Origin of the sequence: Pseudomonas sp. TH06 (assembly GCF_016651305.1) — a bacterium.
Taxonomy (GTDB): Bacteria; Pseudomonadota; Gammaproteobacteria; order Pseudomonadales; family Pseudomonadaceae; genus Aquipseudomonas.
The window spans coordinates 4,452,501-4,478,229 of record NZ_JAEKEC010000001.1 but is presented as its reverse complement, the minus strand read 5'-3'; the positions used below and the strand labels follow the sequence as shown (position 1 = coordinate 4,478,229).

The window sequence follows — 25,729 nt, the reverse complement described above, 5'->3', positions numbered from 1 at the left end:
GTCACAGACTTAGATCTTGCCGACCAGGTCCAGGGACGGTGCCAGAGTGGCCTCGCCTTCTTTCCACTTGGCTGGGCAAACTTCGCCTGGGTGAGCAGCAACGTACTGAGCAGCCTTGATTTTGCGCAGCAGCTCGGAAGCGTCACGGCCAACGCCGCCATCGTTCAGTTCAACGATTTTGATCTGGCCTTCAGGGTTGATCACGAAGGTGCCACGGTCAGCCAGGCCAACTTCTTCGATCAGCACGTCGAAGTTGCGGGAGATGGCGTGGGTTGGGTCGCCGATCATGGTGTATTCGATTTTGCCGATGGCTGGCGAAGTGTTGTGCCAGGCAGCGTGGGCAAAGTGGGTGTCGGTGGAAACGCTGTAGATCTCTACGCCCAGTTTCTGGAAGGCAGCGTAGTTGTCAGCCAGGTCTTCCAGCTCGGTTGGGCAAACGAAGGTGAAGTCGGCTGGATAGAAGAACACGACCGACCACTTGCCTTTCAGGTCAGCGTCCGAGACTTGAACGAAGTCGCCGTTTTTGAACGCGGTAGCTTTGAACGGTTTTACTTGGCTGTTGATGATAGGCATTGATGACTCTCCGTCAGTGGTTATGAAGTTGATGGGGTGAATCCTACCCACTCACTCGACGGATGGCTCATTGGCAAACCTGATGCTGCTGATTTGTTTTCGCTATTAGCTGACTGTATTAATAGAAGAAAACGATATCTACGACAAAGCCGGTTTATCCGTAATCCGAGCCATCCCTTGAAAGGGGCTGGCCTCAACATAGCGCATGGCTGACTTCATGTCCTTCCAGCCGACGTAACTCATCAACGATTTCAGATCCCAGCCACTTTGATGAGCCCAGGTTGCAAAGCCGCGGCGCAGCGAATGGCTGGTGTAGTTTTCGGCAGGAATGCCGGCGCGCTGCAACGCCTGGCGCAGCAGAGGAATGATGCTGTTGGCGTGCAGCCCTTCCTCGTTGAGATTGCCCCAGCGGTCGATGCTGCGAAAAACCGGTCCGCGCACCAGCGCCGCCTCGGTGATCCAGTCAATGTATGCCTGCACCGGGCAAAGCTTGAGCAGTGCCGGGGCTTGATAAGTCTGCCCCAGGTTTTCTCGATCGCCCTTGCTGCGCGGCAAATACAGGGTGATTCCTTTGCCGGCATGTGCCTGCACGTGCTCGATTTGCAGTCGGCACAACTCATCGCTGCGAAAGCCGCGCCAGAATCCCAGAAGAATCAGTGCGCGATCACGGTAAGCCTTGAGCAATTGCGGACGGTCCTGCTGCTCTCTGGCGGTTTGCACTTCATGCTCGAGCCAGTCAATCACGCGCTGTAGATCCTGCAACTGCAACGGCTCGGCCTGTTTCTCCTGTGCCGGATGCAAGGCGCGAATGCCTTTGAACACCTTGCGCACCACCGGCGCCTTGGTCGGATCGGCAAACCCTTGGCTGTTATGCCACTGCGCCAACGCCGACAGACGTAACTTCAACGTATTGATTGAAAGCTCTCCGGCGTGGGCAACCAGATACCTCGCGACGCTATCGGCCGTCGCTGGCAGGAAACCGCCCCACTTCACTTCGAAATGCTCGATGGCTGCGCGATAACTGCGGCGGGTGTTGTCACGGGTGGCGGCTTGCAGATAGCGATCCAGATCGCTCATGGGCAGATTTCTCGCTGGCGTACTGATTCAAGGGTGCAGAAACGCATTTTGCCGTTTGACACTGGGTAATACCAGTATATCCCGCGTCTTTAATATCAATGATTTAACTTTATTTTCAGCATGGTACACTGCGTACTTTAGTGGCATGTACCACAGTACGTAAACGTAGGAGTTCACATGGCCCGTGGCGGCATTACCAAAGCCCTGGTGCAGATCGCGCGCACCGCGATCCTCGCCCGAGGCGAACACCCGAGCATCGATGCAGTACGCATTGAAATGGGCAATACCGGCTCGAAAACCACGATCCATCGCTATCTGAAAGAGCTGGATGATGGCGCTCAGCCCATTGAAGCCTCGGCTGAACCCATCGACGATGAATTGACCGCCCTCGTCTCTCGCCTCGCCCAACGCCTCAAAGAACAGGCGCAAGAGCCGATCGAGCAAGCTCGCGAGGAGTTTGAGGAACAGCGCCAAGCGCTGGAGTCGGAGCTGAAACAAACTCGTCAGGCCCTGGAAAAGCTCGAACACAAGCACGACATTCAAGGCGCCGCCCTTGAGCGTGAATCCGAAGCACTGAGCAACACCCGTTCGATGCTGCAGACCGAACAGACCCGCAATGCCGGTCTGAATCAGGCATTGGCGGACTTTGAATTGCGCTTGCAGGACAAGGACGAGCAGATCCGCTCGCTGGAAGAAAAGCACCTGCACGCACGCGATGCGCTGGAACATTACCGCAACGCGACCAAGGAGCAGCGCGAGCAGGAACAGAGTCGCCACGAAGGCCAGGTTCAACAATTGCAGGCAGAACTGCGCCAAGCGCAACAAAGTGCACTGGTACGTCAGGACGAGATCACTCAACTGCACCGTGACAACGAACGCCTGCTCACGGAAAACCGTGGCACCCAGCGCGAACTGAGCCTGATGCAGGACCAGCTCAAGCACAGCAATCAGCGTCAGGATCAACTGCTTGAACAAGCGGCCCGTGTCGATAGTGAACGCACCCTCCTCCAGGAACGTTTGCGCGTTGCAGCACTGGAAAGTCAGACACTCAAACAGAGCGTCGACGAGCAAACGCTGCTGAATCAGTCACTGAAAAAGGAATTGAGCAACACACAGGCGAGCCTGGAAGAAAGCCAGCGTCTGGCAGCTACCGTGGCGGCAGCGCCAGACTCGGCCAAACCGAAAGACGCTTAAGCGCCGACCGGTGTACGCATGGTGACAAACTCTTCGGCGGCCGTCGGGTGCACCCCGATCGTGTCGTCGAAGTCACGCTTGGTCGCGCCAGCCTTCAGCGCGATCGCCAGACCCTGAACGATTTCGCCGGCATCCGGACCGACCATGTGGCAACCGAGGACTTTATCGGTCTTGCCGTCGACTACAAGCTTCATCAGGGTTTTTTCCTGACACTCGGTCAAGGTCAACTTCATCGGCCGGAAGCGACTTTCGAAGATCACCACGTCGTGGCCGGCTTCGCGCGCTTCTTCTTCGGTCAAGCCAACGGTGCCGATGTTCGGCAGGCTGAACACTGCGGTCGGGATCATCTTGTAATCCACCGGACGATATTGCTCCGGCTTGAACAAGCGTCGTGCCACCGCCATGCCTTCGGCGAGCGCCACTGGCGTCAATTGCACGCGACCGATCACATCGCCCAGCGCCAGAATCGATGGCTCGCTGGTCTGGTATTGCTCGTCGACTTTGATGAAGCCCTTGTCGGTGAGTTGCACATCGGTGTTTTCCAGCCCCAGATTGTCCAGCATCGGACGGCGACCGGTCGCATAGAAAATGCAATCCGCTTCCAGCACGCGACCATCCTTGAGCGTGGCCTTCAGACTGCCATCGGCCTGCTTGTCGATACGCGCAATGTCGGCGTTGAACTGCAGATCCAGGCCGCGCTTGGTCAACTCTTCCTGCAAATGCTTGCGCACCGAGCCATCGAAGCCACGCAGGAACAGATCACCGCGATACAGCAGCGTGGTGTTCGCACCCAGACCATGGAAGATCCCGGCGAATTCGACTGCGATGTACCCGCCGCCCACGACCAATACACGCTTGGGCAGTTCTTTCAGGAAAAACGCTTCATTCGAACCGATCGCATGTTCGTGCCCCGGAATCTGCGGAATCTGCGGCCAGCCACCGGTGGCAATCAGAATGTTTTTCGCGGTGAAGCGCTCACCATTCACCTCAACCTCGTGCGGGCCAGTGATCTTCGCGTGCGCTTCATGCAAGGTCACGCCGCTGTTGACCAACAGGTTGCGATAGATGCCATTGAGGCGATTGATCTCGCGATCCTTGTTGGCAATCAGCGTCGGCCAATCGAAATTCGCTTCGCCCAGGCTCCAGCCGAAACCGGATGCCTGCTCAAAATCTTCGGCAAAATGCGCGCCGTACACCAATAGCTTTTTCGGCACGCAGCCAACATTGACGCAGGTACCGCCCAGATAACGGCTCTCGGCCACCGCCACTTTCGCGCCAAAACCGGCCGCAAACCGCGCAGCCCGCACACCGCCGGAACCGGCACCAATCACATAAAGGTCAAAATCGTAGGCCATTTCTATCTCCTCGGCAGGCGATCAGCATACCCGCAGACGGTTATTGAGCAAGTCTCTACAGCATGTAGATCAGCAACACCGTGGAGTTTTACCTTCAGCTTTTGATCAATGACATTCTGCCGATTCAACTTTTGGCAACCGCAACGTACGCCAAGCAATCAGAATCGCCATAAGCGCCAGACTGAAGGCGACCCAAGAAACCAATTCGATTCCGCCTTCAAATGCACTTCCCGCCTGCTGCATTAATTGTTGCGCCTGATCACCCGCCAAACCGGCCGCCACATGATGAGCGCCCGACAACGTTTCACTTGCCAGCGTCGCCTGAATATCACTCAAAAACGCTGGAAGCTGCAGGCCAGTACGATAGTAGGCCGTGACCAAGCCGCCGAGCAGAGTCGTCCCCAACACCACGCCCACTTCATAGGCCGTTTCGCTGATGGCGGAAGCTGCACCTGCCTTTGCCGGAGGCGCGGCCGACAAAATCACGTCATTAGACACCGTCGCAATAGCGCCCACTCCGATATTCAACAATGCAAACGCCGCCACCAACACCGCGAGACTACTGCCGATGCTGGCCACCAGTAAAAACGCCGCACCAGCGAAGGCCATCAGGACCGGTATCAGCACATGCACAGGCATACGCTGCGCGACCGGCACCACCGCCATTCCAACTACGATCGCCATAATTTGCCCCGGCACCAAAGCCAGACTCGCACTCAAAGGCGACATCTGCAGGACAATCTGTAGATACTGAGTCGTAAAGAAAACGAATCCGATGAGGAATGCAAGGCTCATCAGATTGATCAAAACAGACCCGCTGAAGGTGCCACTGCGAAACAGAGTCATATCCATCAGGGGCACAGGAAGACGCAACTGTCGCCTTACGAACATCCAGCCCGCCATTGCACCGACCAAAAAGGTGGCCAGCACCGTCCCGTCAACCCCGTCACTGGCCCCATGCTTAATGCTGTAAACGATGCCTCCCAGTGCGACCATCGACTGGAGGATGCTGATAGGGTCCAGCGGACCCGACACATCACGCTCTGACTCAGGGAGTAACAGCGGCCCCAACACCAACAATGGAATCAGCACGGGCACCGCCAACAGAAAAATCGCGCCCCAATCAAAAAACTGCAGCAACACCCCACCCACCAAAGGCCCCAGTGCCGAGCCGACGGTCAATGTCGTTGCCCAGATTGCTACTGCCAGTCTGCGCTCTTCTCGATCCTCAAATACCGAACGTATCAATGCCAGCGTGGAAGGCATCAGCATCGCGCCGAAAATCCCCATACAAGCCCGCCCGATAATCAGCTGCATGGCCGTTTCGGAATACGCGGTCAGCACCGAGACCAGCGCAAACCCGAGCGACCCGACAAGCAGTAACTTACGGTGCCCCACCCGATCACCCAGGCTACCCATCGACACCAGCAGCCCTGCCAGAACCAGCGAATAGGCATCGATCATCCACAACTGCTGGCTGGCAGTCGGGCGCAAGGCTTCAGCGATTTTGGGCAATGCGAAACCGAGTACGGTGTTATCAACGGTCACCAGCAGCACTGGCAACATCAACACGCCGAGGCCAAGCCAGCGTGTTGATTCTGTCTGTCGACCTGAAGTTTCAGCTTTCGGCACCACGGGCAACACTCCTTATTGCGAACGGTGATTTCACTGACATTGCATCAATGAACCAAAAAACTTATCCCTGCGCGCATCCATGGCGAGAGCTCATCAGTTCAGCAGCGCAAAACTTTGCTGACAATCGATCATTTGTTTCATATTGCATCTCGGAGTTTTTCTTTTGCCAACCGACACAAACGCAAACGCCCCGAACATGTCGGGGCGTTTGTTTTTAGCGTCACACGGAGCGGACCGTGTGACGTGCCTACAGACAATCAAGCGCTCTTAGTAAGCCTTGCCAGTCTTGTAGAAGTTCTCGAAGCAGAAGTTGGTCGCTTCGATGTAGCCTTCAGCGCCACCGCAATCGAAACGCTTGCCTTTGAACTTGTAGGCCATGACGCAGCCATTCTGGGCTTGCTTCATCAGGGCGTCGGTGATCTGGATTTCGCCGCCCTTGCCTGGCTCGGTCTGTTCGATCAGGTCGAAAATGTCCGGGGTCAGGATGTAACGACCGATGATCGCCAGGTTCGACGGTGCGTCTTCAGGTTTTGGCTTCTCGACCATGCTGTGTACGCGGTAGATGTCGTCGCGGATCATCTCGCCGGCAATGACGCCGTACTTGCTGGTTTCCTGTGGATCGACTTCCTGAATGGCGATGATCGAGCAGCGGAACTGCTTGTACAGCTTGACCATCTGGGTCAGTACGCCGTCGCCTTCGAGGTTGACGCACAAGTCGTCCGCCAGCACCACGGCGAACGGTTCGTCACCGATCAGCGGGCGACCGGTCAGGATCGCGTGGCCCAGACCTTTCATTTCGGTCTGACGGGTGTAGGAGAACGAGCACTCGTCCAACAGCTTGCGGATGCCAACCAGGTATTTTTCCTTGTCGGTGCCTTTGATCTGGTTTTCCAGCTCGTAGCTGATGTCGAAGTGGTCTTCCAGGGCACGTTTGCCACGACCGGTAACAATGGAGATTTCAGTCAGGCCAGCGTCCAGAGCTTCTTCAACGCCGTACTGGATCAGTGGCTTGTTTACCACCGGCAGCATTTCTTTAGGCATGGCTTTAGTCGCTGGCAGGAAGCGAGTACCGTAACCGGCTGCTGGGAACAAGCATTTCTTGATCATATAAGTCCTTGAAAGGGCTGTGTGTACGAGTTTCGGCGCAGTCTAATCAGGCGGCGTGCACCTTACAATGCCCCGCACTGGCTAACCGATGCCAACATAGAGAAATATTCTCGCCGATAGTTCCATCGGCGAATGTGGACAGCGAAATCAGCGTAGCTCAAAGATGCCGCTTGACGGGTTCACCATACGCTCATCGCCCCCCAATGCGAGCATTTGCCGGTATCATGGCGCCTTTGAATCAGTGAACGAGATAGATAGATGGCCGCAGTTAAAATCGTCAACGGGTATGTGATCGACAAGAAGGACGGCAAGTGGACGCTGACCACTACCAATGGCGAACACATCGCAGGGCCTTTCGACAGCGAGCTGATGGCGACTGAAGTAGCGGCGGTGTTCACCGACACCCCGGCATCGGCAAAACGCCGTGGCAAAGATCAGGACTGATCGGCTGCCCATGCCCCAAGCCCTGCCATTGCGCAGGGCTTTTTTGTGCTCATGCGCAAACAAGTGGCCAATCGCTATAACCTTTTCACACTGGCGCTGTCAGAGCGTCTAGTCCCCCTCGCTGAAGACGACAAACCATGAACATGAACAGATTTTTGCCACTGATTGCGGTACTGGCACTGAGCGGCTGTGCCACGTCCGAGCCGACCACCCTGAACAACGGCGAACAGGGCCTGACCATCGATTGCTCCGGCGAAGCCAATTCCTGGGCCACCTGTTATGAGAAGGCGGATGCCTCATGCGCCGGCACCGGTTATCGCATCGTCGGCACTGACGGCACGCCGGCCTCCAAGGAAAGCGACAAGACCCTGGGCGTCGATGTCGGCAACTACAAGAACCGCAGCGTCGTGGTGGTCTGCAAATAGACGCTACATGTGGATTTCAGCGAACTTGATCCCTAGCCCGCGTATCACTTCGATCAGATCGTCGAGCCGATTGAATGACTCGACTTCGTCGTTATCGTCCACCAGGAAATAACTGCGCCCGGCGCTTTTCTTGAAAAACACGATCCACTCCCCCGAATTCGCCGGGTTCTGGATGACATGGGTGGCAGAGATCAGGCCCTCTACATGGCGCTCTCGTACTTGCTCTCGCTTCATCGCGACTCCAGAAATAAAAATGCCGTCGCAGCATGGCTGTGACGGCACCGATGCTGATGACCTGTAGTCTATCAGCCGGAAATGCAGGCATTGGCAGCGTTACGCACATCACGCGGGCGCACCGGCACATTGGACATGCGCTCATGCAGCTTGATCGCGCTGCCACCGGAGCGATCTTCGATATCAAACACGGCGGCCGGGCCTGACGACAGCTTGCCCGGAACAATCACGCGAACCCCGTCCTTGTGCGGCTGCATTTGCAAGGCACCGCGGCTGTCAGCCAGCTTGTCCGAAAGGCATTGCGCGTATTCATGGGGCTTCTTGCCAGAGATCACGCTCATGGTGGGTAGCGTTTCATTGATTTCGGAAACGCTCGCACAACCACCCACTGCTAAAACCAACGGCAGACACCACACACCCCACTTCATACAAAACCTCCGTTAAAGACCGTCCGACAGCACAAATGCCGTTTTTCTCCGGGGTCTTCTGCATTTAACCCGCATCCAATTGCGAATATCTGTTCAAAATTGTCAAACCAACGCCCGACGGCCAGATAATAACCCGTGCGGGCTGATAAACTGCGCGCAATTACAAGCTATCGTTTTGATTTTGTAGAAAAAGCCCTTCTGGAGGCGCCCATGAAATTCATTCACCAGCGCGAGCACCTCAACGAAGACGACATCGTCGTCATCCAATGCTCGCAAATGTGCAACATCCGTCTGATGAACGACGCCAACTTCCGCAGCTTCAAAAATGGTGGTCGTCACACCTACCACGGCGGCGCTTTCGACACGTTCCCGGCCCGCATCACTGCGCCGAGCACCGGTTTCTGGAACATCACCATCGACACCGTCAACCGTCGAGCGATCAGCGTAACGCGCAAACCGACGCTGACGCATTCGATCAAGATCATCCGCCGCTCCAGCACCAAACTCAGCTGAGCCGCCCCGCCTTTTACAGACAGGAAACATGACCGTGGCCCAAACGACCAAATACGTCATCAAGTACAAACTCAACGGTGAGCGCCGCTTCGAGTTCGCGCAGTTGGAAAATGGCACCGAAGATGAAGCCAAGGCTGCTCTCGACGCCATTCACGGCCAGAGCGACGACGTGATCAGCGATATCGCTGTCAGCAAAGCGCTGTAACGCACCGACACGAATTCGACCGCAAGCGGCGGAGTGTTCTGCCGCAAGGGTCTGCATAGACTGACTGCCTCAACCTTGAGTCAAAGGAGTCAGCATGTCGATGTCACCCTCCCGGCTGGATTCGCTCGATTGGGCGAGCCTGGAACAACAGCTGGATCAGGACGGCTGCGCGATCATTCGCAATCTGCTGCAGGCCGAAAGCTGTAATCGTCTGAGCGCGCTGTATCCGCAGGCCGAACCGTTTCGCTCGCAGGTCATCATGGCCCGCCACGGTTTCGGTCGCGGGGAATACAAGTACTTCCGCTATCCCCTCCCCACCGTCGTTGAACGCCTGCGAACCGCGCTTTATCCGCGCTTGGTGACAGTGGCCAACCGCTGGTACGAACGGATGCGCCTGGCCACTCGTTTCCCGACAACTCATGAAGAATTTCTTCAGTGCTGCCATGCCGCCGGCCAGATCCGCCCTACTCCACTGCTATTGCAATACGGTGCGCAGGACTACAACTGCCTGCATCAGGATCTGTACGGCGAACTGGTGTTTCCGCTGCAAGTAGCGATTCTTCTGTCAGAGCCGGGGAAAGACTTTAGCGGTGGCGAGTTCGTGCTGACCGAGCAACGTCCGCGCATGCAATCCCGGCCACAAGTGCTGGACCTGAGGAAAGGCGACGCAGTGATCTTTGCCGTCAACCAACGCCCGATTCAGGGCGGACGTGGCGACTACCGGGTGACCATGCGTCACGGCGTCAGTCGCCTGCACAGTGGAAAAAGGCATACCCTAGGCATCATCTTCCACGACGCCACATGACCGCCATGTACCCGCACACTTTCGATCTGTTCGCCGACAACGAACCCGCACAGCAGCCCCGCGCCGAACAGATTGGCGAACAATCGTGGGTGCTGCGCGGATTTGCCCTGCCGATGATTGATCAACTGCTGCCAGCGCTGGACGCCATCCTGATCGCAGCCCCGCTCCGGCACATGGTCACACCGGGCGGATTCAGTATGTCCGTGGGCACCAGCAGTTGTGGGGATCTGGGCTGGATCACTGATCGCACCGGCTATCGTTACTCCCGCGTCGATCCGCTCAACGGACAGCCCTGGCCGCACATGCCGAAGGTGTTTGCCGATTTGGCGCACTCGGCAGCGCAGGACGCCGGGTTTGCTGATTTCAGAGCCGATTCCTGCCTGATCAACCGCTATGTCCCCGGCGCCAAGATGTCTTTGCATCAGGACAAAGACGAAAATGCCTACGCAGCGCCGATCGTTTCGCTGTCGCTGGGCTTGCCGGCCATGTTCCTCTTCGGCGGTTTCACCCGGAGCGACAAGACCCGGCGGATCCCGTTGCTGCATGGCGATATGGTGATCTGGGGCGGCGTTGATCGTTTGCGCTTTCATGGCGTGTTGCCGATCCGCCAGGGCCGGCACCCGCGCCTCGGCGAACAACGGATCAATCTGACGTTTCGTGTCGCTGGATGAACCTGGAAAGTTTGACCGCAAGACCCGGAGTTTTATGTCCGACAGTGCGGATTAACCTGACTCAAACAGGTCAACGGATTAACTCTCATGAAAACGCTGTCGATCACTCTCAACACCGAAGACGATCCACGCTGGGCCGCCGTGGTTGCACGCGACCCTCGGGCGGATGGGCAATTTGTCTACGCGGTTAAAACCACCGGCATCTACTGCCGTCCGAGCAGCCTTGCGCGTTTGCCGAAACCACAGAATGTGGAGTTTTTCGACACCGCCCTCGAGGCCGAAGCCGCCGGGTATCGCCCGAGTAAACGGGCCAGCAAGGATCAAACTGATGTCGCGGCGCAGCACGCCGCCACTGTGGCGACAGCCTGTCGCCAGATCGAATCCGCCGAAACCTTGCCCGCACTCAATGTATTGGCAGAAACAGCAGGTCTGAGCCCGTTTCATTTTCACCGGGTGTTCAAAGCCGCGACGGGGCTGACGCCAAAAGGCTACGCAGCAGCTCATCGCTCACGCAAAGTGCGTGAACGTCTGGCGGACGGTGGTTCAGTGACCGATGCGCTGTACGACGCCGGCTTCAACTCCAACAGCCGGTTCTATGAAGCTGCCGATCAGTTGCTGGGCATGAAACCCGGCGATTACCGAGCAGCCGGGCAGAACAACGACATTCGGTTCGCCGTTGGACAATGCTCGCTCGGGGCCATTCTGGTGGCACAAAGCGACCGTGGGGTTTGCGCGATCCTGTTGGGCGACGATCCTCACCAATTGGTGTGCGACCTGCAGGATCAATTCCGCAAAGCCAATCTGATAGGTGCCGATGCCGGGTTTGAACAGTTGATCGCCAAAGTCGTGGGGTTTATCGAGACCCCGGCCATTGGCCTGGACCTGCCGCTGGACGTGCGTGGCACCGCGTTTCAGGAGCGCGTGTGGCAGGCGCTGCGGGAAATTCCGGCTGGCAGCACCGCCAGCTACGCCGAGATTGCCCAGCGCATCGGCGCACCGACGTCCATGCGCGCCGTGGCTCAGGCCTGCGGCGCCAACCGCTTGGCCGTGGCGATCCCTTGCCACCGCGTGGTTCGCAGCGATGGCAATCTTTCCGGGTATCGGTGGGGCGTCGAGCGTAAACGGCAATTGCTCGAACGCGAAACACAGCCTTAGCGCACGCCGATGTAGATCGACACTGCTTCGGGGCCGGTGTAGGCCTCGAAGTCAGTGGCGAATCGACGCTGGATCTGCGGATTGGCTTCGAAGAAGCTCCAGACTTTGCCCCATGTCGAGATCACTGCCTCAGGCATTGGACCTTGCGCTTCGAAGACCAGATAGTCGCCCGCTTCGATGACTATCGACTCAAAGCCCTCGGCCAGCTTATTGACCGCGACGCCGGCCGTGACATCGAACTGCCCCGAAGCATCCGACTCGTAAGCCGAGTACACGCCATAAACCGGCGAACCGGATTGTTTGCCGGTAATCTTTTCGGCCAGACCTTTACAGAAAAAGTCGCCCCACATCGGGCCGATTTTCGCTGTATCGGGTTTGTGTTCTGCTGCGTTGGTCGTGCGTACTTGAACGCCTGAAACCGTGAACGATTCAATCTGTTGCCGTTTCAAATCCATCGAAAGTGCCACTCCCTTGATTAGAAGTGCGGCCCCGCAGAGCCGCGATGGCGCCTACTTTGTCAGCGATTGACATCGACGACAACCCTGCCGCGCAACTGTCCTGCGAGCAATTTCGGTGCCGCCTCAATGGCTTCGCTCAAGGCAATTTCGTGACTGATCACGGACAGCAAACCGAAATCCAGGTCTTTGGACAACCGATCCCACGCCTCCAGTCGACGAGCTTTGGGCTGGGTCACGCTGTTGATTCCGGCGAGCGTCACGCCACGCAGAATAAACGGCGCCACTGATGCCGGGAAATCCATGCCTTGCGCCAGACCGCACGCCGCAACGGTGCCTTCTGAACGGGTGCTGGCGCAGGCGTTGGCCAGCGTGTGGCTGCCGACCGAATCAATCACCGCCGCCCAGCGCTCCTTGGCCAAAGGCTTGCCTGGCTCGGACAGGGTCGCGCGATCAATGATTTCACTGGCGCCCAATTGCTTCAGGTACTCATGCTCGGAAACCCGGCCCGTGGACGCCACTACCCGATAGCCGAGTTTGCTCAACAGGGCGATGGCGAAGCTGCCAACGCCGCCATTCGCGCCGGTCACCAGCACCTCGCCCTGCTCCGGCGTCACGCCATTACGCTCCAGCGCCAGAATGCACAACATTGCGGTGTACCCCGCCGTGCCAATGGCCATGGCTTGCGCCGGGGTGAAAGCCTTGGGCAGCGGAATCAGCCAGTCACCATTGAGTCGCGCCTTCTGTGCCAGGCCGCCCCAGTGATTTTCGCCGACACCCCAGCCGTTGAGCAGAACTTGGTCGCCCGCTTTGTAGTCCGGGTGCGAACTGACTTCGACGGTGCCTGCCAGATCGATCCCCGGCACCATCGGAAACTTGCGCACTACCGGGCTGCTTCCGGTAATCGCCAAGCCGTCCTTGAAATTCAGCGTGCTGTACGCGACGCGCACCGTCACATCGCCTTCCGGCAACTGTTCTTCGTTGATCTGTTGCAAGGAGGCGTGATAACCGCTGTCGTCTTTATTGATCAAAATACCGTTGAACATGATGGGCTCTCATGGATGGATTTCTGGGGGCATGCCATTCAAATATCACATCGCAACACATTGCCACACTCGACTTTCCGCCAATCCCTGAATTTGCCGAGTGTTTCCGGAACTGACGACTATGCTTTTTCGACGATGCTGCTTTTGCTGTTTTTCTTTCAAAAACCGGTCTGTCGATGGAGCTGACAATGTCTTACCCGCGCTCGCTATTAGTGATGCTGATGCTGTGCCTTTTGACCTTGGGCAATGCCTCGGCGGCACCGGCTGCCACGACCACTGACGCAGCCCCGAGCGAGCCGACATGGCCGCAAGTCATCACCAGCGGCAAGGCCAAACTGACGGTGTACCAGCCGCAACTCGATAATTGGGATGGTTACACCCTCAATGCCCGCGCCGCCGTCGAAGCCACAGGCGCCGATGGCAAGTCCACCTACGGCATTGTCCAGTTCAGCGCCCATACTCTGGTCGACAAGGCCACACGGTGGGTCGCACTCGACCAATACAAAATCATCAAGGCCGATTTCCCGGCTGACGCCAGCCAGGCTGACACCTGGGTTGCGGCGCTGCAAAAAGATGCGGCCAATCGCAAGAAAACCATTTCACTGGATCAACTGGAAGCCGCCGTCGGCGTGTTGTCGGCTGAACAGAAAGCCGACAGCGCACCGCTGGAAAACACCCCGCCGGCGATCATCAGCTCCGATGTTCCGGCGCTGCTGGTTTATATCGATGGCGATGCGGCTTACCGGCCGGTGGAAGGCACCGCATTGCAACGCGTCATCAATACCCGTCCCTTGCTGCTCAAGGATGCCCAGGGCAAACATTACCTGCATGTGTTTGACGGCTGGATGGTCGCCGACCAGTTGAACGGCGATTACGCGCGCCTGCCCTCGCCGCCCGCCGATCTGGAGAAAGCCAAACAGGCTGCGATCAAGAGCCGGCAGGTGGATCTGTTGACCGGGCAAAGTGATCCGAAAGACAAAATCCCCAGCCTGGCCAAACCACCACAGCCGAAGATTTTCATCGCCACCACACCGACCGAACTGCTGGTGACCGACGGCGCCGCACAGTGGTCACCGATTCAAGGCACCAGCCTGTTGTACGTGAGCAATACCACCGGGCATATCTTCAAGGAAATCGGTGACCAGAACAGTTATGTGCTGATCTCCGGTCGCTGGTTCCGCGCCAGCGACATGAGCGGCCCGTGGACGTTTACCCCGGCGGACAAACTGCCGGCCGACTTCGCCAACATCCCCGACGACAGCCCGAAAGAGAACGTCAAGGCCTCGGTCGCCGGCACTCCGCAAGCCAAAGAGGCGGCGATTGCCGCGACCATCCCGCAGACCTCGGCAATCAAGAAAAGCGCAGTAAAAATGACCGCGCCGCAGTTCGATGGCGAGCCGCAACTCAAGGCCATCAACACCACGCCGCTGCAATACGTGGTCAATAGTGCAACGCCGATCATCCGGGTCGACAACAACAGTTGGTATGCAGTGGAAAACGGCATCTGGTTTACCGCCACTAGCGTCAATGGCCCGTGGGTCGTGGCGAGCTCCGTGCCGGCGGTGATCTATTCGATCCCACCGAGTTCGCCCATGCATTACCTCACTTACGTCAAAGTCTACGAGGCCAGCGGCGATACCGTAGTCGTCGGCTACACCCCGGGTTATCAGGGCTCGAATCTGGATCCCGTCACCGGCGTTGTGGTGTACGGCACCGGTTATCCGTATACGCCGTGGGTCGGCAGTGTCTGGTACGGGCCACCGGTGACCTATGGCTTTGGCGTCGCCATCCGCTATACGCCCTGGACCGGTTGGACCTTCGGTTTCGGTTTTGGCTGGAGCTGGGGCGGCAGTACCGTCGCCATGGGTTGGGGCTGGGGGCGTATCCGTGGTGGGGCAATTATGGCTGGGGATACGCCTGGGGTCCGCACTTGTACCCGGCGCCTCTGGCCTGGGGCGGTGCCGCTTACGGCTATCGCGGCGGTGCCGTGGCGTGGGGCCCGGGTGGTTGGGCCGGCACGACGGGAAACATCTATCACCAGTGGGGTGATCGGGCGACAGTCAGCCGATATGGCGCCGGTTACAACGCCTGGACCGGCAATCGTTGGGCGGGCCAGGTCGGTGCTTCCTATAACTCGCGTACGGGTGTGGCGGCAGCTGGCCAACGAGGAGCGGTACAAAACGTCTACACCGGCAACTATGCCGCGGGGCGCAGTGGCGCGGCGGTCGGTCCGAATGGCGGAGCGATCGCGGGCCAGAAAGTCACGGCAGGCAATGTGCGCAACGGCACGCAAGTCACCGCCAATCGCGGTGCCGTGTACAACCCCAATACCGGCAACACCACCCAATATGGCGGGGTTCGTGGACGCAATGGCGGCGCCGCACATGTCGGCGACAACGTTTACGCCGGACACGATGGCAACGTCTACAAGAAGACCGACAACGGCTGGCAATCGATGGTCGGCGCCGGTGGTACGCGCAATGCGCCGGTCAATAACAACGCGCAACTGCAGAACCTCAATCGAGAGTCTGCGGCTCGCAATTTCGGCAACCAGCGCACCAACAACTTTCACAACTCTTCGCAATTCATGAACCATTCCTTTGGTGGCGGCGGAGGCGGACTCCATCGACGCTGACAGTCTGCGACGCACGGTGTTCTGAATTTCAGAGTGGCCCTGAGTCGGGTTTTGCTGTTAAACAACCGGCTCTGCCTCCCTGCCCCGTTTCATCGTTCGGAGTACCGCTTCAATGAGCCAATGGCCAGATACCCGTATTCTCGATCTGCTCGGTATTGAACTGCCGATCATTCAGGGCCCGATGGCCGGTGCCACCAATTCATCCATGGTGATCGCGGTGTGCAACGCCGGAGGCCTGGGGTCAATGCCGGCGGCGATGCTGAGCATTGAGCAACTTCGCGAAGAACTGAAGACGATTCGCGCCAACACCGACAAACCATTCAACGTGAACTTCTTCTGCCATCAGCCACCCGCCGCCGATGAGCAGCGCGCGATTGAGTGGAAGAATCTGCTGGAGCCGTACTACCGCGAGCTGGGCGTCGACTTCGATGCACCGACTCCGGTTTCCAATCGGGCGCCTTTTGATGCGACCGCCTGCGAATTACTTGAAGAGTTTCGACCTGAAGTCGTGAGTTTCCATTTTGGCCTGCCGGAAAAATCCCTGCTTGATCGCGTCAAGGCAACCGGCGCGAAAATCCTCTCATCCGCTACCACCGTCGATGAGGCGATCTGGCTGGAACAAAACGGCTGCGACGCGATTATCGCCATGGGCTATGAGGCTGGCGGCCATCGCGGGATGTTTCTCAGCGATGATTTGAGCAGCCAGGTCGGTACGTTTGCACTGGTGCCGCAGATCGTCGACGCGGTCAAAGTACCGGTGATTGCCGCCGGGGCGATTGCCGATGCTCGAGGCGTAGCCGCGGCATTCATGCTGGGTGCCTCGGCGGCACAGGTGGGCACCGCATATCTGTTCACCCCGGAGGCGAAAATCAGCGCCTCGCATCACAAGGCTCTGCGCACGGCCAAAGAAAGCGAAACAGCCGTCACCAACATTTTCACCGGACGTCCAGCGCGGGGTATTCTCAACCGCGTGATGCGCGAACTCGGCCCGATCTCACCGAAAGCGCCGGCATTTCCTTTGGCCGGTGGTGCCCTGATGCCGCTGCGAGCGAAAGATGATGCACAATTCGCCAACCTCTGGGCCGGCCAGGCTTTCACCTTGGGCCGGGATTTGAGCAGCGCCAAACTGACTCGGCAGTTGGCAGAGGATGCACTAGCGAAGCTGACACACCGTTGAAATCAGACAGGGTGAGGCCAAAATGCCTCACCCCATTTATTAACAGCGCTTCCTGTTTGCCGGCATTTCGCTATATATTTCGCTATATAGCGATTTCACCCCTCGCATAGGCAGTCCACCTCCAACAATAACTGCCGCCTGCACCTGCCAACAACGGAGCTGTTACATGACCATTCGTGCCTCACGTTTTGCCCCTACCTGCCTGGCCTCTTTGCTTGCCGTGTTCGCCATCGGCGCTGCCCAGGCAGATGAAGTGCAGGTGGCTGTTGCCGCTAACTTCACCGCACCGATCCAGGCCATCGCCGCCGACTTCGAGAAAGACACCGGTCATAAACTGGTCGCAGCCTACGGCGCCACAGGCCAGTTCTACACCCAGATCAAGAACGGCGCGCCGTTCGAAGTGTTCCTTTCGGCTGACGACACCACCCCGGAAAAGCTCGAAAAAGAAGGCGATACCGTCAAGGGCTCGCGCTTCACTTACGCCATCGGCACCCTGGCGCTGTGGTCGGCCAAGGACGGTTACGTCGATGCCAAGGGTGAGGTTCTGAAGAAAAACGAATACCAACACCTGTCCATCGCCAACCCGAAAGCCGCGCCTTATGGCCTGGCCGCCACGCAAGTGCTGGAAAAACTGAAACTGACTGAAGCGACCAAAGCCAAGATCGTTGAAGGCCAGAACATCACTCAGGCCTACCAGTTCGTCTCCACTGGTAACGCCGAGCTGGGCTTCGTGGCGCTGTCGCAGATCTACAAGGACGGCAAAGTCACCAGCGGTTCGGCGTGGATCGTGCCGGCCAGCATGCATGACCCGATCAAACAGGACGCGGTCATCCTCAACAAAGGCAAGGACAACGCTGCCGCCAAGGCACTGGTTGAATACCTCAAGGGCCCGAAAGCCGCTGCGGTGATCAAGTCTTACGGTTACCAACTCTAAATGTCGCTGACGAGTGCCGATTTCGCGGCGATCTGGCTGACCCTGAAACTGGCGTCCCTGACCACTGCGATTCTGTTGGTTGTCGGCACTCCGATTGCCCTGTGGCTGTCGCGCACCCGCTCATGGTTGCGCGGTCCGATCGGGGCCATCGTCGCCCTGCCCCTTGTGCTGCCACCGACCGTCATCGGCTTTTACCTATTGCTGATGATGGGGCCGCACGGGTTCCTCGGCCAGTTCACTCAGTGGCTGGGCCTTGGCACCCTGACGTTCAGTTTCACCGGACTGGTGATCGGTTCGGTGATCTATTCCATGCCGTTCGTGGTGCAACCGTTGCAAAACGCGTTCTCGGCGATCGGTACCCGCCCGCTGGAGGTGGCCGCGACCTTGCGCGCCAATCCGTGGGACACCTTTTTCAGCGTGATTCTGCCGCTGGCTCGCCCCGGGTTTGTCACTGCGGCCATTCTCGGCTTCGCGCACACCGTCGGTGAGTTCGGCGTGGTGCTGATGATCGGCGGCAACATTCCCGACAAGACCCGCGTGGTCTCTGTACAAATCTACGACCATGTAGAAGCGATGGAATACGCCCAGGCCCACTGGCTGGCTGGCGCGATGCTGGTGTTTTCGTTTCTGGTGTTGCTGGCGCTGTACTCCAGCCGCAAGACCCGCGCGGGCTGGAGCTGATTGATGATCGATGCACGTCTGCAACTTGCTTACTCAGGCTTCAGCCTGGATGTCGACCTGCATTTGCCGGGGCGTGGTGTCACCGCGCTGTTCGGCCACTCCGGCTCTGGAAAAACCACTTGCTTGCGCTGCATTGCCGGACTTGAACGTGCCGAGCATGGCTTTGTCCGGATCAACGATGAAGTCTGGCAAGACAGCGACAACGGCATTTTTGTCCCGCCGCACAAACGCGCACTGGGTTACGTGTTTCAAGAAGCCAGCTTGTTTGCACATTTGTCGGTCATCGCCAATCTGCAGTTCGGCCTCAAACGCATCGCCAAATCCCAGCGTCGGGTTGACTTGGCGCAAGCCACCGAACTGTTGGGCATCGGACATTTGCTGGAACGTCATCCGCAACATCTCTCCGGCGGCGAGCGTCAGCGTGTCGGCATCGCCCGGGCACTGCTGACCAGCCCGAAATTGCTACTGATGGACGAGCCGCTTGCGGCGCTCGACAGTCAGCGCAAAAACGAGATTCTGCCGTATCTGCAGCGTCTGCATGACGAACTGGATATTCCGGTGTTGTACGTCAGCCACGCGCAAGACGAAGTTGCCCGTCTCGCCGATCATCTGGTGTTGCTGAGCGACGGCAAGGCCTTGGCCAGCGGCCCGATCGGCGAAACCCTCGCCCGGCTCGATCTGCCCATGGCGATGGGCGATGACGCCGGGGTGATCATCGAGGGCCAGGTCAGCGCCTACGATGCCGATTATCAGTTGTTGAGTCTGCAACTGCCGGCCACTGAAATGAACATTCGCGTGACCCACGAACCGATGTCGGTCGGCCAGGCCTTGCGTTGCAAGGTACATGCGCGGGACATCAGCCTGACCCTGCAAAACAGCGAGTTGAGCAGCATCCTCAATCGTTTGCCGGTCACGGTGGTCAGCGAGCAGGCGGCAGACAATGCCGCCCATGTGCTGATCCGTCTCGACGCTGGCGGCACGCCGTTGTTGGCGCGCATCACACGGTTCTCACGCGATCAACTGGGCGTGCATCCGGGCCAGCAACTCTGGGCACAGATCAAGGCAGTCGCGGTACTCGCCTAAATAATTCGGCACGACGGCGTAGGTATGCGGTCAATCGTTTTACAGACCGCCGCCATCCAAGGAAGCTGCCATGCCCGACACCGAGCTGACCGACGCCCTGCCATCCGACCTGCATTACGTCGATGACGCGCAGCCCGGTATCACCCGCAAAAAGCTACGCGGCAAATTCAACTATTTCGAGCCGTCGGGTCAGCGCATTACCGATGCGGACGAAATAAAACGCATCAACGCCCTCGCGGTGCCACCTGCCTATACCGATGTGTGGATATGCCCCGACCCACGCGGACATCTGCAAGCCACCGGACGCGATGCTCGCGGTCGCAAACAATACCGCTATCACACACGCTGGCGCGAAGTGCGCGATGCCGACAAATACTCGCGGCTTCGTGAGTTCGGCCTGGCGTTACCGAAGCTGCGCAAGCAATTGGAAGCGCTGTTGGCAGCACCCGGTTTCAGTCGTGACAAAGTCATGGCCACGGTGATCACCCTGCTCGACGCCACTCTGATCCGGGTCGGCAACACGCAGTATGCGCGGGACAACCGTTCTTATGGACTGACCACCCTGCGCAGTCGGCATGTCGAGGTCAACGGCAGCGCGATTCTGTTCCAGTTCCGCGGCAAGAGTGGCATCGAACACCAGATCACGGTGAAGGATCGACGCCTGGCACGCATTATCAAGCGCTGCCTGGAGATTCCCGGACAGAATCTGTTTCAGTATCTGGATGAACATGGCGAACGGCATACCGTCAGCTCTTCCGACGTCAACACCTACCTGCAAACCCTGACCGGCGCCGACTTTACCGCCAAGGACTATCGCACCTGGGCCGGAAGCGCCCTGGCATTGGCGGTTTTGCGCGAACTCAAACATGAGTCCGAAACCGAAGCCAAACGGCATGTCGTGGAGATGGTCAAAGGCGTCGCCAAACAGCTGGGCAATACTCCGGCGGTATGCCGCAAGTGCTACATCCACCCGGCCGTGGTGGAAAAATTCATGCTCGGCGCCCTCGCCGAATTACCGCGCCCCCGCGTGCGCAAAGGCCTGCGCGCCGAAGAAGTGGCGCTGGCAATGTTTCTCGAACGGATGAGTGAAATGGCCGACGCGACTTGATCAACTGCGCGTCGTCCTCTAGGCTAGCCACCTTCCCCTCCTCAGGATGATCGCAGAAGTGAACAATCCGGCTCTCTGAAAATGTAATCGCGACAGGTCGCTCAGTGGCGCTTGTCAGTTTTCACGACATTTTTCTGGAGGTGCCGATGACTCACGTCTCGCGTACGCCTGCACTCGTCTCCCTGAATCAAACGGGTTTTCAATTCGCCAACGGCGAGACGATTTTCAATGCACTGAATCTGAACTTCGATTACCTGCCAACCGCTATCGTCGGTCGCAATGGCATTGGTAAGAGCGTGCTTGCACGGCTGATTGCCGGACACTTGCAGCCTACCGCCGGCAGCGTGGTGAGTTCGGTTTCGGTGAACTACGTTTCACAAAGCTTCGTTCCCACACCCGGACAAACGGTGGCAGAGGCTACAGGCGCGGCGCCGATACTGGCGGCGCTGGAACGACTCAATCTCGGCTGCGCCAGTGCCGATGATTTTGACCTTATTGGTGAGCGCTGGGATTTACCGGATCGCTTGCGGCAGTTACTGGATGGCGCCGGGTTGCCCCACATCGCAGCCGGCGATCTGACCAAGGCGCTCAGCGGTGGCCAGCAAGCCAGGATCGCCCTGATTGGCGCGCTGTTGAGTCAAGCGCAGTTACTGGTGCTGGATGAGCCGACCAATCATCTCGACAGCGCCGGCCGGCAATGGCTGATAAAAACACTTGAGGCATGGCGCGGAGGGTTGATAGTCGTCAGCCATGATCGGCAGTTGCTGGAACGAATGCAGCGAATCGTCGAGCTCACACCATTAGGCGCGACCGTTTTCACCGGGAGCTATCCAGCCTTCACGCAACAGCGCCGAATCCACGAGGCAGCGGCGCAGGCACAACTTGATCAAGCCCGAATCGAACGCCAACGCGAACGTTCACGACTGCAACGCGAGCACGATACGATCCAGCGCCATGCCGCCGGCAGCCGACGCAATGCGCAAACCGCTAACGTTTCCGGCTTCGAGCGGGCGGCGATGAAAGCCGCCGCGAAGGAAATCATGGGACATGTTCGCCTCGGCCACCAGGCACGTAAAACCGATCTGGACAGCCGTGTGCGTGACGCCTATGCGCAGGTTGTGCCAGACAGCGAGGTATTGATCAACCTGCCGGGCAGCGTTGTGCCGAGTACCCGACAAGTCTGCACGCTGCTTGATGCCTGCCTGCCGTGGCTACCGCTCGAAGCGCCCTCGACCCGGCTGAACCTCGCGATACACGGGCCGATGCGCATTGCCGTCAGCGGCCCCAATGGTTGCGGCAAATCAACCCTGCTGAACATGATCGCCGGTACAGTGAAGCCGGTGTCCGGTGAGTGCTCTACCCATGTACCGTTTGCCTTTCTCGATCAGCAACTGACGCTACTGGATGATCGGACATCCATCGTTGAACAACTACAGGCGCAGCAAACGCCGTTGGATGAAGGCACCTTGCGCAGTTACCTCGCACACCTGCAACTGAACGCGCAGCGTGTCACCCTGCCCTGTGCCTCGCTCAGTGGCGGTGAGCGCTTGAAAGCCGCTCTTGCCCTGGCGCTGTGGCGTCAGGTGCCCGCGCAATTGTTGCTGCTTGATGAGCCGACCAATCATCTTGACTTGGCATCGGTAGAAGCCTTTGAGCAGGCCTTACAGACATTTCCCGGAGCAATAGTCGCAGTTTCCCACGACCAGGCGTTTCTACGCGCGTTAAACCCGACCCATGATTTGCATTGGCACGCCGAAGGCTGGCATTTGCAACCGACGAGTTGACCTGTCTATTTTTTGCACGATTGCAGAGGGCTTCTATAGTTGATGTGACACGAATCAGTTGCGGTGACGCCATGGAAGACATTTTCGTCGTGAAGCGTTGCAACAAGATCATCATTCACGGTCGACGCGCCGGGGACAGCCAGCATGATCCCGCCGAAGCCATTGGTTGGTTCCGCATTTGCGATACACGCACAAATGGTTTCATCGGTGATGGCTACGATGCCGAAGATGATGCACGACGCGAATGCAATCGTCTCAACGCAGTCAGTTCACCCATACCGGCCCGCGAGTCTTCCGTCTGATGCCGAACACAAGCGGGTCTATACTGAAACCAGCTGAAGGAGCAGCGCCCCAACGGCAGAAGGCTCGCAGCTCGCGGGCTTTTTGCTGCCGCTCAGCGGTTTCATTGAACGGAGGTGTTCCATGTCCGAAAAAGAGTCCATCACCACCCTCCTCACCCTGCTCGACGCCCGACAGGCGCGACTCGCGGCGGCCTGCAAAGAGATCGCCGACTGGGTCGACCACCAAGGCGGACACCCGACCGCCCTGCGCATCCGTGATCGCCTGAATGACATCGAGAAGGATGCCCCGCTGATTCGCAACACGCTGTCGGCGCTCAAACCTGTCGATCGGCCACTGCCTCGATTCAGATAACGCGGGCCCTGGGCCTCATAAGCGGTGGCACAAGCGTCACCGCGCTATTGGCTGTCCGGTATTTTTACTCTCGCTGCAGTGACGGATTTCTTTTCACATAGCCATCACATCCGTGTCCTTACAGTGGACTCACTCCTCTGGAAGTACCTCTCACACCCGCCCGCATGCGGGTGTTTTTTTGCCTGCCGCACAGTCACAGAACGCCGCTGTATGCGAGTTGTCAAACCTTTACATGTCGCGAAGGAGATAGTTCATGGTTACCCATTTCAACGTCGACGGGCATCTGGCCTGCGGCCACAAAGGCAAACAACTCACATCAAGCAAAGAATTCAATCGTGTGAAGTGCCGCAGTTGCCGTAATACCGATGCCTTCAAACTGGCAAGAAAAGATCAACGCAATACGGCTCGACGCATCGCACGGCAAGCAAAAGCCTCTCACGGCCCAGCGAACTGGCGGAATGAATGGATCGAGCGATTGAGCGCAATGGCAGGACTTCAGCGCTTGCCTCGAGGCTTTGCCGGTCAGGCGTTTGTTTAGATGCTTGAAAAAAGGGCCGATCCAATCGGCCCTTTTTTCGCAAAAAAACTTTCCTGCGGGCAAAACAAAACCCCAACTGCTTTCGCAATTGGGGTTTCGGAATTTAATCTTGACGATGACCTACTCTCACATGGGGAAACCCCACACTACCATCGGCGATGCATCGTTTCACTGCTGAGTTCGGGATGGGATCAGGTGGTTCCAACGCTCTATGGTCGTCAAGAAATTCGGGTACTGACTCGTGACCAGATGGCCTCGCTTCAGCAAATTGGGTATGTGACAGCTTTCGGTGTTTGTGAACATCGAACTTTCGGTTCGTTTCGTCTTCACACACCGCAATCTGATGCTCTTTCGAGTAGTCAAATTGCTTGGGTGTTATATGGTCAAGCCTCACGGGCAATTAGTATTGGTTAGCTCAACGCCTCACAGCGCTTACACACCCAACCTATCAACGTCGTAGTCTTCGACGGCCCTTCAGGGAACTCAAGGTTCCAGTGAGATCTCATCTTGAGGCAAGTTTCCCGCTTAGATGCTTTCAGCGGTTATCTTTCCCGAACATAGCTACCCGGCAATGCCACTGGCGTGACAACCGGAACACCAGAGGTTCGTCCACTCCGGTCCTCTCGTACTAGGAGCAGCCCCTCTCAAATCTCAAACGTCCACGGCAGATAGGGACCGAACTGTCTCACGACGTTCTAAACCCAGCTCGCGTACCACTTTAAATGGCGAACAGCCATACCCTTGGGACCGGCTTCAGCCCCAGGATGTGATGAGCCGACATCGAGGTGCCAAACACCGCCGTCGATATGAACTCTTGGGCGGTATCAGCCTGTTATCCCCGGAGTACCTTTTATCCGTTGAGCGATGGCCCTTCCATACAGAACCACCGGATCACTAAGACCTACTTTCGTACCTGCTCGACGTGTCTGTCTCGCAGTCAAGCGCGCTTTTGCCTTTATACTCTACGACCGATTTCCGACCGGTCTGAGCGCACCTTCGTACTCCTCCGTTACTCTTTAGGAGGAGACCGCCCCAGTCAAACTACCCACCATACACTGTCCTCGATCCGGATAACGGACCTGAGTTAGAACCTCAAAGTTGCCAGGGTGGTATTTCAAGGATGGCTCCACGCGAACTGGCGTCCACGCTTCAAAGCCTCCCACCTATCCTACACAAGCAAATTCAAAGTCCAGTGCAAAGCTATAGTAAAGGTTCACGGGGTCTTTCCGTCTAGCCGCGGATACACTGCATCTTCACAGCGATTTCAATTTCACTGAGTCTCGGGTGGAGACAGCGCCGCCATCGTTACGCCATTCGTGCAGGTCGGAACTTACCCGACAAGGAATTTCGCTACCTTAGGACCGTTATAGTTACGGCCGCCGTTTACCGGGGCTTCGATCAAGAGCTTCGCGTTAGCTAACCCCATCAATTAACCTTCCGGCACCGGGCAGGCGTCACACCCTATACGTCCACTTTCGTGTTTGCAGAGTGCTGTGTTTTTAATAAACAGTCGCAGCGGCCTGGTATCTTCGACCGGCATGAGCTTACGGAGCAAGTCCTTCACCCTCACCGGCGCACCTTCTCCCGAAGTTACGGTGCCATTTTGCCTAGTTCCTTCACCCGAGTTCTCTCAAGCGCCTTGGTATTCTCTACCCAACCACCTGTGTCGGTTTGGGGTACGGTTCCTGGTTACCTGAAGCTTAGAAGCTTTTCTTGGAAGCATGGCATCAACCACTTCGTCATCTAAAAGATAACTCGTCATCAGCTCTCGGCCTTAGAATCCCGGATTTACCTAAGATTCCAGCCTACCACC

The 25,729-nt window shown here is 57.7% G+C and carries 27 protein-coding genes and 2 rRNA genes (1 of these 29 running past the window's edge); 18 read left to right on the top strand and 11 right to left on the bottom strand.

From position 1 onward, the window contains the following. Positions 1–9 precede the first annotated feature (9 nt). Together ahpC and JFT86_RS20075 are read right to left on the bottom strand one after the other, a co-directional pair. On the bottom strand, positions 10–573 hold the full coding sequence (gene ahpC, locus JFT86_RS20080; protein ID WP_007912224.1) for an alkyl hydroperoxide reductase subunit C: 564 nt from the start codon (positions 571–573) through the stop codon (positions 10–12). A 138-nt stretch (positions 574–711) separates the two neighbouring features. Further along, positions 712–1,650: a site-specific integrase gene (locus tag JFT86_RS20075; RefSeq protein ID WP_201238033.1), complete on the bottom strand. Its 939-nt coding sequence runs from the start codon at positions 1,648–1,650 to the stop codon at positions 712–714. A 177-nt stretch (positions 1,651–1,827) separates the two neighbouring features. Between JFT86_RS20075 and JFT86_RS20070 the strand changes: the two genes are divergently transcribed. Continuing rightward, positions 1,828–2,844 (top strand): DNA-binding protein, encoded by a 1,017-nt coding sequence (locus JFT86_RS20070; RefSeq protein ID WP_201238032.1) that lies wholly within the window; start codon positions 1,828–1,830, stop codon positions 2,842–2,844. Here the strand turns inward: JFT86_RS20070 and gorA are convergent. The 3 genes from gorA to galU all read right to left on the bottom strand — a co-directional run bounded on the left by gorA (position 2,841) and on the right by galU (position 6,941). Next, positions 2,841–4,199: a glutathione-disulfide reductase gene (gene gorA / locus JFT86_RS20065; protein ID WP_201238031.1), complete on the bottom strand. Its 1,359-nt coding sequence runs from the start codon at positions 4,197–4,199 to the stop codon at positions 2,841–2,843. The two genes, JFT86_RS20070 and gorA, sit on opposite strands and share 4 nt — an antisense overlap. A gap of 105 nt (positions 4,200–4,304) precedes the next feature. After that, on the bottom strand, positions 4,305–5,834 hold the full coding sequence (locus tag JFT86_RS20060; RefSeq protein WP_347340314.1) for an MFS transporter: 1,530 nt from the start codon (positions 5,832–5,834) through the stop codon (positions 4,305–4,307). A gap of 267 nt (positions 5,835–6,101) precedes the next feature. Then, a complete protein-coding gene (galU, locus tag JFT86_RS20055; RefSeq protein WP_007912230.1) occupies positions 6,102–6,941 on the bottom strand; it encodes a UTP--glucose-1-phosphate uridylyltransferase GalU in 840 nt (279 codons plus the stop codon). A 258-nt stretch (positions 6,942–7,199) separates the two neighbouring features. Between galU and JFT86_RS20050 the strand changes: the two genes are divergently transcribed. Together JFT86_RS20050 and JFT86_RS20045 are read left to right on the top strand one after the other, a co-directional pair. Beyond that, entirely contained in the window at positions 7,200–7,385 is a 186-nt protein-coding gene (locus JFT86_RS20050; protein WP_201238030.1) for a hypothetical protein, read from the top strand. Positions 7,386–7,528: 143 nt separating this feature from the next. Next, positions 7,529–7,810 carry a hypothetical protein gene (locus tag JFT86_RS20045; RefSeq protein ID WP_201238622.1) on the top strand — a complete coding sequence of 94 codons (282 nt, stop codon included), beginning with the start codon at positions 7,529–7,531 and terminating at the stop codon, positions 7,808–7,810. 3 nt (positions 7,811–7,813) lie between these two features. On the opposite strand, the gene JFT86_RS20040 is transcribed toward JFT86_RS20045, so the two are convergent. Both JFT86_RS20040 and JFT86_RS20035 read right to left on the bottom strand, forming a co-directional pair. Beyond that, the gene (locus JFT86_RS20040) at positions 7,814–8,044 is read right to left on the bottom strand and encodes a hypothetical protein (protein WP_201238029.1); all 231 of its coding nucleotides are present in this window, start codon (positions 8,042–8,044) and stop codon (positions 7,814–7,816) included. A 71-nt stretch (positions 8,045–8,115) separates the two neighbouring features. Beyond that, on the bottom strand, positions 8,116–8,472 hold the full coding sequence (locus JFT86_RS20035) for a hypothetical protein (protein ID WP_201238028.1): 357 nt from the start codon (positions 8,470–8,472) through the stop codon (positions 8,116–8,118). 210 nt (positions 8,473–8,682) lie between these two features. On the opposite strand from JFT86_RS20035, the gene JFT86_RS20030 reads away from it, so the two are divergent. From JFT86_RS20030 to ada, 5 genes are all read left to right on the top strand, one after another. Continuing rightward, the gene (locus tag JFT86_RS20030; RefSeq protein WP_007912251.1) at positions 8,683–8,985 is read left to right on the top strand and encodes a DUF1883 domain-containing protein; all 303 of its coding nucleotides are present in this window, start codon (positions 8,683–8,685) and stop codon (positions 8,983–8,985) included. Positions 8,986–9,013: 28 nt separating this feature from the next. Further along, complete coding sequence (locus JFT86_RS20025) at positions 9,014–9,190, top strand: hypothetical protein (protein ID WP_201238027.1); 177 nt, start codon at positions 9,014–9,016, stop codon at positions 9,188–9,190. Between the two features lie 94 nt (positions 9,191–9,284). After that, positions 9,285–9,995 carry a 2OG-Fe(II) oxygenase gene (locus tag JFT86_RS20020; protein WP_201238026.1) on the top strand — a complete coding sequence of 237 codons (711 nt, stop codon included), beginning with the start codon at positions 9,285–9,287 and terminating at the stop codon, positions 9,993–9,995. Between the two features lie 5 nt (positions 9,996–10,000). Then, on the top strand, positions 10,001–10,666 hold the full coding sequence (gene alkB / locus JFT86_RS20015; RefSeq protein WP_201238621.1) for a DNA oxidative demethylase AlkB: 666 nt from the start codon (positions 10,001–10,003) through the stop codon (positions 10,664–10,666). 87 nt (positions 10,667–10,753) lie between these two features. Beyond that, a complete protein-coding gene (gene ada, locus JFT86_RS20010) occupies positions 10,754–11,821 on the top strand; it encodes a bifunctional DNA-binding transcriptional regulator/O6-methylguanine-DNA methyltransferase Ada (RefSeq protein WP_201238025.1) in 1,068 nt (355 codons plus the stop codon). Here ada and JFT86_RS20005 read toward each other — a convergent pair. Both JFT86_RS20005 and JFT86_RS20000 read right to left on the bottom strand, forming a co-directional pair. Further along, complete coding sequence (locus JFT86_RS20005; protein WP_201238024.1) at positions 11,818–12,276, bottom strand: GyrI-like domain-containing protein; 459 nt, start codon at positions 12,274–12,276, stop codon at positions 11,818–11,820. The two genes, ada and JFT86_RS20005, sit on opposite strands and share 4 nt — an antisense overlap. 62 nt (positions 12,277–12,338) lie before the next feature. Next, entirely contained in the window at positions 12,339–13,322 is a 984-nt protein-coding gene (locus JFT86_RS20000; RefSeq protein WP_201238023.1) for an MDR family oxidoreductase, read from the bottom strand. 188 nt (positions 13,323–13,510) lie between these two features. On the opposite strand from JFT86_RS20000, the gene JFT86_RS19995 reads away from it, so the two are divergent. From JFT86_RS19995 to JFT86_RS19950, 10 genes are all read left to right on the top strand, one after another. Beyond that, positions 13,511–15,913: an autotransporter gene (locus JFT86_RS19995; protein WP_242489496.1), complete on the top strand. Its 2,403-nt coding sequence runs from the start codon at positions 13,511–13,513 to the stop codon at positions 15,911–15,913. A gap of 156 nt (positions 15,914–16,069) precedes the next feature. Continuing rightward, positions 16,070–17,134, top strand: coding sequence for a nitronate monooxygenase (locus JFT86_RS19990; RefSeq protein ID WP_201238022.1), 1,065 nt, complete (start codon positions 16,070–16,072; stop codon positions 17,132–17,134). A 166-nt stretch (positions 17,135–17,300) separates the two neighbouring features. Beyond that, positions 17,301–18,068: a molybdate ABC transporter substrate-binding protein gene (gene modA, locus JFT86_RS19985; protein ID WP_103307180.1), complete on the top strand. Its 768-nt coding sequence runs from the start codon at positions 17,301–17,303 to the stop codon at positions 18,066–18,068. Beyond that, a complete protein-coding gene (modB, locus tag JFT86_RS19980) occupies positions 18,069–18,749 on the top strand; it encodes a molybdate ABC transporter permease subunit (RefSeq protein ID WP_008082690.1) in 681 nt (226 codons plus the stop codon). It begins immediately after the preceding gene. 3 nt (positions 18,750–18,752) lie between these two features. Continuing rightward, entirely contained in the window at positions 18,753–19,832 is a 1,080-nt protein-coding gene (gene modC, locus JFT86_RS19975; protein ID WP_201238021.1) for a molybdenum ABC transporter ATP-binding protein, read from the top strand. Positions 19,833–19,902: 70 nt separating this feature from the next. Continuing rightward, positions 19,903–20,940 carry a DNA topoisomerase IB gene (locus tag JFT86_RS19970; RefSeq protein ID WP_201238020.1) on the top strand — a complete coding sequence of 346 codons (1,038 nt, stop codon included), beginning with the start codon at positions 19,903–19,905 and terminating at the stop codon, positions 20,938–20,940. 146 nt (positions 20,941–21,086) lie between these two features. Beyond that, on the top strand, positions 21,087–22,724 hold the full coding sequence (locus JFT86_RS19965; protein WP_201238019.1) for an ATP-binding cassette domain-containing protein: 1,638 nt from the start codon (positions 21,087–21,089) through the stop codon (positions 22,722–22,724). Between the two features lie 71 nt (positions 22,725–22,795). Further along, on the top strand, positions 22,796–23,026 hold the full coding sequence (locus JFT86_RS19960; protein WP_201238018.1) for a hypothetical protein: 231 nt from the start codon (positions 22,796–22,798) through the stop codon (positions 23,024–23,026). A gap of 121 nt (positions 23,027–23,147) precedes the next feature. Further along, positions 23,148–23,378 (top strand): hypothetical protein, encoded by a 231-nt coding sequence (locus JFT86_RS19955; protein WP_008082703.1) that lies wholly within the window; start codon positions 23,148–23,150, stop codon positions 23,376–23,378. A 253-nt stretch (positions 23,379–23,631) separates the two neighbouring features. Next, complete coding sequence (locus JFT86_RS19950; protein WP_201238017.1) at positions 23,632–23,916, top strand: hypothetical protein; 285 nt, start codon at positions 23,632–23,634, stop codon at positions 23,914–23,916. Positions 23,917–24,023: 107 nt separating this feature from the next. On the opposite strand, the gene rrf is transcribed toward JFT86_RS19950, so the two are convergent. Together rrf and JFT86_RS19940 are read right to left on the bottom strand one after the other, a co-directional pair. After that, positions 24,024–24,139, bottom strand: a 5S ribosomal RNA gene (gene rrf / locus JFT86_RS19945). Positions 24,140–24,295: 156 nt separating this feature from the next. Beyond that, positions 24,296–25,729 (bottom strand): 23S ribosomal RNA (locus JFT86_RS19940) (it continues 1,460 nt past the right edge of the window).